The sequence below is a fragment of the Gammaproteobacteria bacterium genome, assembly GCA_016712635.1.
Classification (GTDB): Bacteria; Pseudomonadota; Gammaproteobacteria; order SZUA-140; family SZUA-140; genus JADJWH01.
In genome coordinates this window covers 154,653-168,053 of record JADJQS010000015.1, presented here as the reverse complement: position 1 = coordinate 168,053, position 13,401 = coordinate 154,653, and the positions used below count along the sequence as shown (strand labels likewise).

Sequence of the window (13,401 nt, the reverse complement as noted above, 5' to 3'; positions counted from 1 at the left end):
TATAGCGAAGATATGGCGTCCACTCCGGCACCACCTGAACCGCGGAAAGAGACGCCGCAGCTTCGGTATATCGCTGCTTCACCATCAGGATCCGTGCCTGCAGCAGCGCGTGTTCGGCTTTGCCCTCCTTGCCAAGACCGGCGCCGATATTCCCCAGAGCGTCCTCCGCCTGGTCGAGATAACCCCGGCGCAGCCAGGTTTTAGCAAGCGACAGCCAGATGCGGTCACGCGCAGTCGCGTCCATCGTGCCGGAAAGGTTGCGCTTAAAGATCTTCAGCGCATTCGCGTGCAGGCCGTAGGAAAGCTCGATACCTACGCGCAGCAGCTCCGTATCAGTGCGGTCGCGCTCGATGCGCCCCTGCTCCTGGGCCGCGAGGAGATGGGTGATGGCGGAGAAGTAGTCCTGCTGGAAATACTGGAAGAGTACCTCGCGGTAGTAGAGGTCGCGCACCACCGCTGGACCAGCCGGTGCGCCGTGAACCGGGCCAGCGACCAAAACAAGCAGGCCGATGGCGCCGAGATATCGACGCAATTTCGACGGACGCCGGGCGTCCGTCACCCGCGACTGCCTTGTCACTCCCATTCGCTGATTGAAAACTCTGGCTGCTGCTTCTTTTCCAGATCGACAATTTTGAGCTCGATGTACTTCGGGCCAATACCTTTCTTGAAGTTCAGATTGGCGCCGCGGCGATAATCGCGATCATGGGGACCCTCTCCGGTGAAAAAGGCAACCAGCTCGTGGTCGCCCAGCTTGAGATTTCCGACATACAGGCGCTGCACCCCGCCGCGCTTGAGCGCGTCGATCTCACGCTGGGTGTAGAGATAGTTCGCCACCTCCTTGCCACCAATCTGAAGCTGTACCGAATCGAGCCGGAAGAATTCGCCCACGTCCATCGAAAGGAAGATCGAGACCTGCGTGGTCGCGGGAAACAGTAGTTCCTCCTCCAGCATGAACAGGTCACGGCTGACCTCGAGGATCTCCTGTTGCAGCGACTGGACTTCCTCATCGAGCGCCTTGTAATTCTCGGCGGGCGCCGCTGGAGCGGCAGCACGGGCTTCGTTGCCGGCGCCGGGATGGATTCCGCTCAAAACCACCAGTGTCAGCAATACAAACAACAGTCTTTTCATCATGATGCACCATCAACGAAAATTCGATCCTGCAAGTACGGGCGGGCGACCCGCCCTCCACATGCTGCCGACACCGTCAATCAATACCAGACCGAAAGATAGAACTGGATGACATCGGCGCTGAAATCATAAAATGGCTCGTCGCCGGACACGCCCCCCCGGCTGATATCGCGAAAGTCATCGTACGTGAAGTTGATGCGGTCATAGGACAGGGTCAGCGTACCCTTGTCGATGCAGCTGCACGTACCCGGGGCCAGTTCATAGCTCGCGCCGAGCCCGATTGCCGTGCTGCTGAACGTGCTCAATTCCTTGTCTCGCGCCAGGAAGTTCTGCGCCTGCTGCCTGGGAAAAAGATCGCTGTAGAAATCAGCATGATTCTGGCTGTACAGGCGGTACTTGATATCGAAGATCCATCTCCTTTCAGTGGGATGAGTATACCCGATTTCATAGGTATCGGCCTGGATGCCCCAGGAATCGGAGAAATAGCGGAAACCTGCGCTGACCGTAGCCCGGTAGGGCAGGTAGTAGATCGCCTTGAGGGAGAATGCGTTGCTGTCGCGGGTGCGGGGATAGTCCTCGGGCTCGAAGCTGTAGCCGACCGCGCTGCCGGCATCGAGATAGCGTACCGAACGATAGGGGTTGTTGAGAAAACCCTCGTCCGTCACCGTCTCCAGCCCGATGTCGAGCAGTGTATTCTTGCTTATCACCTGGGACACGCCGATACGGTAATTCTGTCGCGCCACATCCTCTGCGAAATCCTCCTGTCCGCGCTTTCCGACCGTATCCCAGCCGCGCGAATAACCCATTGATACCGTGGTCAAATCACCGAACATCTCCTGGCTTATGGAAAAGCTCGCGGTGTTGGCCAGGTAGTCGTTTTCCTCGCTGCGTGTATAACCTAGGTTCATCATTACATTGTCGTGCAGATAGTCGACGCCGAGCCTGCGCTCGGTCCGCTCTTCGTCATAGCGGCTGGCGGAAGTGACCACGTCGATCGAGGCGCTGGTGATTGAGTCGACATAGTAATTCGCTGACACCGAACTGCTCTCGCCAATGCTTTTACGCGCCAGAACAGACGGTCCGTTGATCTTCACCCCTCCGCCGTCATACGAGTGATACAGGGCGTCGAAACGGTCCTCCGGCAGCACGGCGGCGAATAAGGAAAGCGAGCAACCGGCAGCGGATAGCGCCAGAAACTTAACGCCGCCCGCAGCCAGGGATCTAATTGCAGCCACAGCCCCCCCCTTGACCACCCTCCGCACCGCGCGCTGCCTCACGCGCCTGGAAAACATGGTGGCGATATGAACTCGAGACCGGGTCGCGCTCGAAACTCATAATCGGATCCGCCAGGTTGGCACGTTCATAGGGCTTTACCCACGGCTCGATGCCGCAGCCTGCGATGGGCAGGGCCGCGGCCAGCAGCACTATCGTCATCCGGAATCGCTTCACATGCGCTCCGTCAGGAGGGCGCGCACCTGCTGCTGATAGGTATCTTCGTAACCCGGCATGTAGCCCTTGTGCAGGTAGCGCATGTTGCCGTTACGGTCGACGATCACCGTTGTCGGCATGGCGATCACGTTATACAGCTTGCTCACCGAGTTCGCGCCGTCGAATACGACCGGGAAACTCACCGGCACCTTGCTCAACAGCGTACGCGCCTGAGCGGGATCCTCTTCCACATTGACACCGAGCACGGTGAATCCGAGCGGCTTGTACTGCTGATAGAGCTGATCGAGCAGCGGCATTTCCTTCCGGCAGGGGCCACACCACGACGCCCAGAAATTGATCAGTACTACCTGGCCGCGCAGCTCGCTCAGCTTGAGGTTCTCTCCGCCGCTGCTCTTAAGCGTGAAATCCGGCGCAGCCGCCGGCGGCTGCTCTGCGGCCGTTACCGACCCCGCCGCATACAGACCAAACAGCAGAACTGCCAAACGATATATATAAGAATAGGAACGCAGTGTGTACATAATCACCTCACATCAGAAGAATACGGTCGCGCCGGTATTGATCTCAATGTTGTGCGCAGTTTTATCTTCGCCAAGTACGTCGATGTCGAACATGTGGTCACGTACGTCCGCATGCAGCGTCAACCAGTCATTCAGGAGGAGACGATAGCCCGCGCCGATGCTCCAGGTAAATCGGTTGTCGCCAGCAAATTCCGTCGCACCGATACCGGCGATGAGATACATGTCCGAGCTGAATGCGCGATCACGCCCGATGAACGATTCGCCCGGCAGCAGATTGTAGCCGAGAGAGAAATTGTAATAGCTGTACTCCCTTTCATCATCCGTCAGAACCGTGACAGCGCCGCTGAGGCGTTCGTAACTGGTGAGGCCGGCCTCGGTCATACCGTAGGCAGCCTCTACAAAGATGTCTTCTGTCACGTGATAGGCAAGACGGACTCCTAACACACCATCAGCACCGAAATCCTCCACGCTCATCACTCCGGCAAAGATACCAACCTCGAAATCTTCCGTGTCGATCCTGTCCTCCTTGACCTCGCGCAGTTCAATCTGCGGTTGCACCACCGGCTCTGCTCCGACTATATCTCCATCGGGCGCCTGCGCCAGCGCGCCGCCTGCCGCAAGGATTCCGAGTAATACAAACGCACAGCAATGCGGTCCGGTACGCGCCACGATTGCCGGCGTGCGGTTCAGAAAAACACGCCAAATCCGATTTTCCATTCGTCGATTTCCTCGTTGTCGTCCCGGCTGGTGAATACCACGTGGCTGCGGTACTCCATGCGCAACATGAAGCGTCGGGACAGGTGTGTGCGCAGGCCAACACCGACATGGCTCATACGGTCGTTTCGATCCTGCGCCTGTACCAGCACCGTGCGCGGCCTGGTGTCTATGACACCGGTCCCGAGCGCGAAAAACGGGGAAAATTTCCAGGTCGGAAAGGGTTGCGCCAGCAGGTCCGTACCAATCAACAGGCTCTCTGAAAAATCTCCCAGGACTTGCGTCAGCGACAGCTCCACATGAAGGCCGTCCGTCAAGGCGTAGGCGCCGTACATGGATATCTCGTTCGCACCGTCGAAACCGCCTCCCATCACCCCCGCCTCCCAGCGCCGGCGCGCATAATCTTCGGCCGTAGCCTCCTGCACATGCACCGTCTCTCCCGACGAATCTAGCGTGCGCTCAAGCTGGGCGCGGTCGACCCACCCCTCGATCGCCCTGTCGGTCCGAACCTTAAACCAGGTGGTCTTGCGTTTCAGAAGCGTGATTGATGCGCCGCGTTCCTCCACGTGAAATACCGGATATCCCCGGCCGGGGCCCGTGTGCAACTCGATGTACGGATCAGCCACCTCGACCCTCTGCGGTGTTTCCTCCGCTGCTGCCGGGCGCCATAGCAGGGCGGCCAGAACCAGCAGGCATCCGGCCCAGATACATCGCACGGCGCCCCTCCCAGTTTCACCGTAGCTGTCCCTGATAAAATCCATGTTTCATCCCGGCTTAACGCAAACGGCAAGGGTGTCCCCTTGCCTCCACCGAGGTTATCGACCGGGATGCGGCCGTCCTGACTCTCAAGCGGGAAATTTTGCCCTATGCCGCCCTGCGTTCAGGGCGGCGGTACATCGAAAGGATTGTTATAGTACTGCGCCCCTATGTCCAGCCATTCTGCAATCAATTTCAGCTCTGCCGGATCGAGGAACGCGACATGGCTGCCGCCGTCAAACAGATCGAAGAAGCCGCTGCTCGCACGCGCGCCCGCGGTCGACATCACGGGACCCACCCCGACTGTCACCAGCACTAGAATCGGATTACCGTCACCATCCAGAATCAAATCACCGTTGGCATCGGTCTCGAACAGCGGGTTGCCCTGGCCGTCTGTTGCCTGCACCTGACGGTCCACGAGTACGCCGCCGACGATCTCCTGCTCACTATCCGGGAACAGCAGTTCGCGATATGACTTGAAATGATCCGGTTCCGCGTCGGACGGTCCATCGCCCAGATCAAGCTGCGCAGCCGGCACCTGCAGGTTGGCCATCGCATCGAGCGTACCATGGCAGGTGGTGCATGTATTCGCGCCGCGGTCTCTGGACCACAGTGGATGAATGTGGCCCTCGTAATTGATGACTATGCGGCACAGACTGCTCCAGGCGGCCTGGCATTCCGGGCTCACCGGCGCGGGCGTGGCGAGATCGGCGTACCGCCAGGCGAAGCTCGTATCCTTTGCGCGTCCGGCAGCGGACTCGTCCGTCCACACGTCGTCATACACGATGTCGACACTCGGCTGCAATGCGCTGGCGTCGACACGTGTGCGCGTACGTGCCATGGTCTCTGCGAAATCCGTGAAGAACGCGGCTTCGGTATTCGGAAACGGCACGCCGGTCGCGGTGGCTCCGGCATAGATCGTCGCCGGCCCCTGTGCGTGACCGTGCCCGGCTTCGCTGGTCGAACTATGGCATCCGTTACACATAACCGTCTCGCCCGGGCGAACCTGGACCCAGTACTGATGGCGCGACCCGATGCGGCGTCCGTCGCCGTCGAGTACACTGAGGGCAAGCGGAACATTCCCCGGGACTTTGATCCTGACCGAACCATCCGGCTCGATCGGCGCGTAAGCGACGATCTCCCGCATCTTTTGCTGGGCGCTGCGGCCGAAAGCTGTATTGGGTATCTCCCTTACATCCTCGTCAGGAATCCCTACGGACTTGACCACGCGCAGAAACCGCGCCGGACGCTCTGCGGCAAGGGTCTGTGTCGGATCAGCCAGCGCTGCAATACTCACGGCACCCGAGTTGAGATTGTTGAAGACACCATCGAAATCGTACACCGTGCGGATGTCGAGGATGCCGGCACCCTCGTCAGCCAGTTCGGCGTCCAGTTCTACCCCGCTCTGCTTGTCGAGCAGGATATCCGGGAGGGAACGCGGCTGCATCGCGACAACATCGGTGTACATAATCCCTTCTTGCGGTTGCACCAGGGGACGCTGGGTATTGTCATCCATATCCAGCACGTAGATACCGTAGAGGGGAGGCGCCTCTTCCGCCTCGGGATCTGCGAGCCGCTCGTCGGTGCATGGCACGATCACGTCGTCCTCAAGCAGACGGCACAGGGTCCAGCTCACCAGGGCGCGGTTGGTCCCGTCCCACAGCGGATAGACCGCGCTGAAATACCCGCCCGGCGATGGTTCGCCATCGGTGCGCACCTGGCTCGCGGTGACCGATACCTGACCCGGACCGTTCAGTATGCCCTGACTTGCGATTACCGGCTGCTCATTGTCGATATAGTTATCGATATCCATCAGCACGATATCGCCGCCACCGCGCGTGCCGGTGAACGGCAGCAGCAGACTCATAATCTGCCCGCCCCGTGTCGGGCGCGGCTGCAGAAACTGTACCGTCGAGCCGTTCGTCCCAGTATCGTGACTATTAACGCCGTACAAAGGCTGCAGTTCGGTTCCATCCGGCCTGATCATATACAGACTGACGGCGTTACGATCGCCCATATGATCCCATCGGCTGAATACGATCTCCCCGCTGTCCAACACGGCCGGGTCGAGATCGTGGCTCTGGTTGAAGGAGATCTGGTGGATATCACTGCCGTCGGCATTCATCACGTGCAGCACCATGGCCGGATCGTCCAGATCCTCGTCCAGGGCCGCAAACTGGGGTTTGCCTTCGTCGAGCAGGATGGCACTGGCTTGGCGCTGGCGCGTGGAAGAAAACACGATGCGTCCATCAGGCAGATAATGCGGGGCCATATCCTGCCCTGCCTCGGCGACGGTGTCAGAGCTGATGACGCGGCTCAGGGTGTCGGTGGCAAACTCGTACTCCCAGATATTCCAGGTCGGCTGATCCTCGGGGTCGGCGCCTTCGATTTCGGGAAGCCGCAAGGCGAATATCAGCTTAGAGCCATCGAAGGCGGCCTCGACATCCTTGACGTCGCCCTCGCCACCGGTCACACGGAGGGTCACGTTACGATCCGAGGCCCCGGGTGCCGCAAGATCACGCACATAAAGATCTGAACCAGCGTTGAATTCCAGTGGATTGCGCACATCGACCTGATCCATTGCCTCCACATCTACGCTGCGCTTGACATAGGCTATAGGAAAATTTTCCACTGCCGCCCCGCTGCCGCTTTGACTGCCGCCGCCGCAGGCACTGAGCACCAGTGCCACAAGGCCGATCAGAACTGGATACCGCTGTCTCATAAGATCACGCAAGAGAGTCACTCCGATTCGCCACTCGCCTTCACCGAAGGCAAGCAAGTTATGTATCACCCATAGAACCTATTGTTGATACAACTGTTTTTCAAAGCCGCACACTTATATCGGCGTATCAAACCTGCCAATCGAGGTTCTGACGACACGAAAGGGCATATGTGTGACATAGTTCAACCTGACCAGCCTCTTGCCAAGACTGCGTCATTATCACCCTGTACCTCTTCATGATTTGCGATAGTGCTCCCAAATCTAGCCGGGTATTTCCGCTACATTGGCGGCGTGAGAGCAGTAGCCGGCGGGAACGTCTCCACCGTGTTGGACGTGTAACCTTAATATGCGGTTCCAGTTAATGCCCCGGCACGGTTGGGATGACAAGTGGGCGGCACATCAGACAGATGTGACAAGACGTTAAGAGTTGGCGTCGCGAGAACTACTACCTCCTCCCTCAGCGTGACCGGCTCCGCAACCCGGATTCAATACAGTACGGCGTGGATTATCCGTGCCGATAAACAATCGATATGAGAACTGGCGGGAACATTTTATGAATCGTTTCAATCGGGTAACGACCAGAATAACCCTAGGCGCCTTACTGACCTGCGGTCTGATTGCGGTCACCGCCACCAACGCCTATGCCGGACCGCGCGAACAGGCCAAGCGCATGCACGATCGCATCGCTGGCGTTCCACCCAGCGCGGCCGTGCTGGACGCGATGGAAACAAGCATCGCAGGCGGCGATGCGCTTGATGCTGCTGAACTGGCGATGGAAAACAGCGCATTCTATACCGTGACGCTGAAGAACTTCGCCACGCCTTGGACCAACGAAGACCAGACTGTCTTCGCGTCCCTCAACGATTACACGGCTACTGTTATTGGCATGATCCGCGACAATGTGCCTTTCAATACAGCGCTGTCCGCCGACCTGCTCTACGTGGGAGCTTCGGGCCTCGGGCTCCCTGCCTACTCCATGACCAACAATAATCACTACGAAGCCATGGAAAGTCAGGGCATCGACCTCAAAGAGGAACTGACCGCGACTACCCAGTCAGCACAAACAAACCTGCCTGCCTCCGCCACTGCGGGCATCATGACCACGCGCGCGGCGGCGCAGGCCTTTTTCAGCGCAGGAACCAACCGGGCGATGTTCCGCTTTACGCTGATGAATCACCTTTGCACCGACCTCGAACCCATCAAGGACACTACGCGGTCGCCGGACCGCATCCGCCAAGATGTCTCTCGAAGTCCAGGCGGCGACAGCCGCATCTTCCTGAACGCCTGCGTCGGCTGCCACGCAGGCATGGATCCAATGGCTCAGGCCTTCGCCTACTACGACTACAATGATGCGTCGAGCAGCATCGAGTACAACGGCACCGATACTATCGATCCAGAAACCGGTACGCGTGTGCAGGGCAAATACCTGATCAACAGCGATAACTTCAAGTACGGTTACGTTACTACTGACGATCACTGGGATAACTACTGGCGCAGCGGACCGAATGCCGCACTTGGCTGGAGCGGCAGTTTGCCCGGCAGCGGCAGTGGGGCGAAATCCCTCGGTATGGAACTGGCCAACAGCGATGCCTTTGCCCGATGCCAGGCAAAGAAGGTGTTCAAGACAATGTGCCTGCGCACCCCGGTCGATGCCGCCGACCGCAGCCAGATCGATTCCCTGACGACCTCATTCAAGGCGAACAACTACAGCATGAAACGGATTTTCGCCGAGGCCGCCGTCTACTGCATGGGGGACTGATCGTGAATAGCCATATTGCATATCAATATCTGCGGTCGAACTCCGAGAAGAGATTCGTCATGAGCGCGCTACCCTGCAAAGCCTGCAGGCTTACTGGATTCATGCGCAACCATGCCGGTTTGCTCAACACTATCGCCATGATCACCCTTGCATTCATCCTGACGGCGTGCGGCGGCGGCGCTTCCACGGAAAGCAATCCAGTGACGAGTAACACCGTAACCGGTGCATATAGCGGACCGGCACCTGCGACGACCGATGTACAGGCATTCAAGCTTAATGTCTGGGACAACCTAAGTGCTAACAACCGTTGCGGCAGTTGCCATGGCACGGATGGACAGACGCCTATGTTCGTACGCCAGGACGACGTCAACCTCGCGTATGCAGAGGTTAATACAGTAGTCAACCTGACCTCACCGGCCGATTCCCGCCTTGTCACAAAAGTCGCGGGGGGGCACAACTGCTGGCTGGCGAGCGACAGCGCCTGCGGTGAAATTATCACCGCATATATCGAGGCGTGGGCAGGCGACTCCGTATCCAGTACGCGCCAGATCGCACTTACCGCGCCACCGCTAATGGATCCGGGCGCGAGCAAGAGCTTTCCGGAGGACTCCGCCCTGTTCGCGGCCACCGTCCATCCGCTACTGACCGCGCACTGCGCTGGCTGCCATACCGATTCCTCACCCACCGCGCAGTCGCCGTACTTCGCCGTAAGCGACGCCGCGGCCGCGTACGAGGCGGTCAAGACCAAGATCAATCTCGATACGCCCGCAGATTCGCGTCTGGTAGTGCGTCTGCGCGACGAGTTCCATAACTGCTGGACTGTATGCGACAGCGACGCCACCGCGATGGAGAACGCCATCACCGCATTCGCCAACCAGATCTCTGTCACCGCGGTCGACCCGCAGCTCATCCTGAGTAAGGCCTTGAAAATCACCGACGGCATCGTCGCCAGCGGTGGCAGCCGGCACGAGGCGAATGTGATCGCGCTGTATGAATTCAAAACAGGCGAGAGCAACATCGCCTACGATACCAGCGGTGTCGAACCGGCACTCAACCTGACCATGAGCGGAGGCTACAGCTGGGTCGGCGGCTGGGGCGTCGAGTTCACCAACGGCAAGGCGCAGGGTTCGACCACCGCCAGCAAGAAACTGCACGACATGATCCAGCAGACGGGCGAATACTCGATTGAGGCCTGGGCAGTCCCCGCCAACGTCACCCAGGAAGGCCCGGCGCGCGTCATCAGCTATTCGGCCGGCACCCAGGCGCGGAATTTCACGCTCGGCCAGACCCAGTACAACTACGACTTCATGCACCGCAGCAGCACCACCGACGGTGACGGCGAGCCCGCGTTGTCGACGGCGGACGCCGACGAGGATCTGCAAGCGACGCAGCAGCACGTGGTGATCACCTTCGATCCCGCCAACGGACGTCGCATCTACGTCAACGGGGTATTCACCGACGATGTCGATTCCGCAGCCGGCGGCAACCTGTCCGACTGGGATGACAGTTTCGCCTTCGTGCTAGGCAACGAGGCGAGCGGCGATCGCCCTTGGGCCGGCAAGCTGCGCCTGGTCGCGATCCACAACCGCGCGCTCAGCGCAGAGCAGATCCAGCAGAATTTCGCGGTCGGCGTCGGCGAGAAGTTCTACCTGCTGTTCAGCGTGAGCGGTCTGGTCGATGTGCCCGACAGCTACATCATGTTCGAGGTCGCCCAGTTCGACAGCTACAGCTATCTGTTCAATCGCCCGGCTTTCATCAGCCTGGACGAGGACGCCCAGCCGGACGGCATCACGATCGCCGGCATGCGCATCGGCATCAATGGCAAGGAGGCAGCGGTCGGCCAGGCTTACCGCAACATGGCCGAGGTTGTCTCGAGCAACCAGTACAGCGCAGCATCAGGCCAGGCGCTGTCCGATCTCGGCACGGTAATCGCGCTGGAGAAGGGGCCGGAGGAGGATGAATTCTTCCTCAGCTTCGAGGTACTCGGCAGCCATACCAATGTCGTCACCGAAGCGGCGCCGCTGCAGTTGCCCGATCCGGCGGATTCCGATCCGGTCTCCGATATCGGGCTGCGTACCTTTGAGGAGATCAGTCACACCATGGCGGCCGTGACCCATGTCAGCCCGACGCAAAGCGACGTCGCCGACACCTTCGAAACGGTCAAGCAGCAGTTGCCGACGGTGGAAAACATCGAGGGCTTCCTGTCGGCGCACCAGATGGCGGTATCTCAGCTTGCAATCCAGTATTGCGGCGCCCTGGTCGACAATCAGGGGACGGTTAACCGCACGGTTTACTTCCCGGGCTTCAACTTCGGTACCTCCGCCGCCACGGCATTCGACAACTCCACCAAGCGCGATCAGATCCTGGATCCTCTGCTGGACGAGATGATGGGCACCGGGCTCGCGAGCCAGCCAGACACGGCCGACATCAAGGGCGAGTTGAACAATCTGATGACACAACTCACCGCCTGCGCCACCGGCGGCAGCCCGACCTGCAACACCACCGGTCGCACCGCCGATATCGTCAAGGCGAGCTGCGCAGCCGTGCTGGGCAGCGCAGTCATGCTGGTGCAATAAGGTCAACGGGGCGCTTCATGATTCAACAGATTTTGACCACGAACGGGCACACGGCGGGACACACCGAACCGTCGCGGAACGTGCCGCATTATTTATCGAGGATGTAACCATGGCCAGAAAACACAAACACTTCGGTCTGGATGAGCCGCTACGCCACCCCGATCACAAGCGTCCGATGACACGGCGTGACTTCATTGCGCAGGGATTCCGCGCCGGACTCGGTGTGGCTCTCGGCGGATCGATCTTCAGCCTGTTTGCCAACCCGCGGGCCGCCTATGCCGCGCTGTCGTCCGACCTCGAGACACTGAAAACATCGTGTGGAATCGCTACCCAGGGCGCGGGCAAGATCCCGTTCATCTGCTTCGATCTCGCCGGCGGCGCCAACATTGCCGGCTCAAACGTTCTGGTCGGCAAGCAGAACGGGCAGCTCGACTTTTTGAGCACACAGAGTTACAGCAAGCTCGGCATCCCGGGCGACATGACCCCGCCGCTCGTTAATCCAGGCACCGGTACAAATGATTTCATCAATAGCGACATGGGTCTGGCCTTCCATACCGACAGCGCCTTCCTGCGCGGTATCCTCGAGAAGGCGGGCACGCGCGTTGCAAACATCAACGGTGCAGTAATTCCGGCGTTGTCTGACAACGATACCGGCAACAACCCGCATAATCCCATGTACGGCATCTACAAGTCCGGGGCTGATGGCAGCCTAGTGACACTGATCGGATCACAGAATTCCGACTCCGGCGGCAACTCCATGGCGCCGGCGATGCTGATCGATCCCACAGTGCGGCCCACCAAAGTAGACCGCACCTCGGACGTCACCGGACTGGTCGATACCGGAGACCTGACCAGCATCCTCAGTCAGTCCGATGCCGTCGCGGTGATGGAATCGATCGAACGTATCAGCGAGATGAAGCTGGCCAAGGTCGACACACAACTGACCACCGATGTCACGGTCAAGGATTTCGTCACCTGCGGTTATGTCAAAACCGCAGACCTGGCCGACCGCTTTGGTAACCCCGCATCGCTCAACCCGGAGCTCGATCCAGACATCGTGGGACCGGCTGGCATCTTCAGCCAGGCTGAGTTCAACAGCGACGGCGAGTTTCGCAAGACTGCTGCAGTGATGAAGATGGTCATCAACGGCTACTCCGGCGCCGGCACCATCACCATGGGCGGATACGACTATCACACCGGAGACCGCTCCACTGGCGAGTTACGTGATCTGCGTGCCGGACGCTGCATGGGCGCCTGCCTCGAGTATGCCGCGCGCGTGGGTGTCCCGCTAATGATGTATGTCTTCAGCGACGGTTCGGTCGCGAGCAACGGCACTCTTGACAATTCCGTCGACGGCCGAGGAAAAGGTGTATGGACCGGAGACAACTCATCTACGGCGGCATCGTTCTTCCTGGTTTACAATCCAGCGGGACGAGCGACCTTGATGGGTGGTACAGCGGACGAACAGGCGCGCCACCAGCAGATCGGCTACTTCCGTCCGGATGCATCGGTGGAAAGCGCATCTAGCCCCGCAGCGAATAACGTGAATCTTCTGGTTAACACCGTGATTCTCAATTACATGGCGCTGCACGGTGAGCAAGGAACTTTCACTACCCTTTTCCCCAACCATGGGCTCGGCAGCTCCGCCTCCATCGACCGCATTACGGCGTTCGAGCCCATTGTCAGCGGAACAATCTAAAATTTATTGCTCCGTCCTTCCTCAGATCCGAACTGCGGAAGGACGGAATCCATCTCACGCATATTCCTGCTTAGCCCGCC

General features: G+C 59.3%; 10 protein-coding genes. 3 read left to right on the top strand and 7 right to left on the bottom strand.

Annotated elements, in window-relative coordinates; all coding sequences use genetic code 11:
- Positions 1 to 573: 573 nt before the first annotated feature.
- The 7 genes from IPK65_13710 to IPK65_13680 all read right to left on the bottom strand — a co-directional run bounded on the left by IPK65_13710 (position 574) and on the right by IPK65_13680 (position 7,287).
- Positions 574 to 1,131, bottom strand: coding sequence for an AraC family transcriptional regulator (locus IPK65_13710; GenBank protein ID MBK8164141.1), 558 nt, complete (start codon positions 1,129 to 1,131; stop codon positions 574 to 576).
- A 77-nt stretch (positions 1,132 to 1,208) separates the two neighbouring features.
- Positions 1,209 to 2,420: a DUF3570 domain-containing protein gene (locus tag IPK65_13705; protein ID MBK8164140.1), complete on the bottom strand. Its 1,212-nt coding sequence runs from the start codon at positions 2,418 to 2,420 to the stop codon at positions 1,209 to 1,211.
- Positions 2,350 to 2,562: a DUF4266 domain-containing protein gene (locus IPK65_13700; GenBank protein ID MBK8164139.1), complete on the bottom strand. Its 213-nt coding sequence runs from the start codon at positions 2,560 to 2,562 to the stop codon at positions 2,350 to 2,352. The genes IPK65_13705 and IPK65_13700 overlap by 71 nt, the downstream gene beginning before the upstream one ends.
- A gap of 11 nt (positions 2,563 to 2,573) precedes the next feature.
- Positions 2,574 to 3,095: a TlpA family protein disulfide reductase gene (locus tag IPK65_13695; protein ID MBK8164138.1), complete on the bottom strand. Its 522-nt coding sequence runs from the start codon at positions 3,093 to 3,095 to the stop codon at positions 2,574 to 2,576.
- Positions 3,096 to 3,107: 12 nt separating this feature from the next.
- Positions 3,108 to 3,812 (bottom strand): outer membrane beta-barrel domain-containing protein, encoded by a 705-nt coding sequence (locus tag IPK65_13690; protein ID MBK8164137.1) that lies wholly within the window; start codon positions 3,810 to 3,812, stop codon positions 3,108 to 3,110.
- Positions 3,782 to 4,525: a hypothetical protein gene (locus tag IPK65_13685; protein MBK8164136.1), complete on the bottom strand. Its 744-nt coding sequence runs from the start codon at positions 4,523 to 4,525 to the stop codon at positions 3,782 to 3,784. Before IPK65_13685 ends, IPK65_13690 begins: the two co-directional genes overlap by 31 nt.
- Positions 4,526 to 4,689: 164 nt before the next feature.
- Positions 4,690 to 7,287 carry a hypothetical protein gene (locus tag IPK65_13680; GenBank protein MBK8164135.1) on the bottom strand — a complete coding sequence of 866 codons (2,598 nt, stop codon included), beginning with the start codon at positions 7,285 to 7,287 and terminating at the stop codon, positions 4,690 to 4,692.
- Between the two features lie 553 nt (positions 7,288 to 7,840).
- On the opposite strand from IPK65_13680, the gene IPK65_13675 reads away from it, so the two are divergent.
- The 3 genes from IPK65_13675 (at position 7,841) to IPK65_13665 (ending at position 13,321) form a co-directional block, all read left to right on the top strand.
- A complete protein-coding gene (locus tag IPK65_13675) occupies positions 7,841 to 9,046 on the top strand; it encodes a DUF1585 domain-containing protein (GenBank protein ID MBK8164134.1) in 1,206 nt (401 codons plus the stop codon).
- Between the two features lie 101 nt (positions 9,047 to 9,147).
- The gene (locus tag IPK65_13670) at positions 9,148 to 11,622 is read left to right on the top strand and encodes a LamG domain-containing protein (GenBank protein ID MBK8164133.1); all 2,475 of its coding nucleotides are present in this window, start codon (positions 9,148 to 9,150) and stop codon (positions 11,620 to 11,622) included.
- 109 nt (positions 11,623 to 11,731) lie between these two features.
- A complete protein-coding gene (locus tag IPK65_13665) occupies positions 11,732 to 13,321 on the top strand; it encodes a general secretion pathway protein GspF (GenBank protein MBK8164132.1) in 1,590 nt (529 codons plus the stop codon).
- Positions 13,322 to 13,401 lie beyond the last annotated feature (80 nt).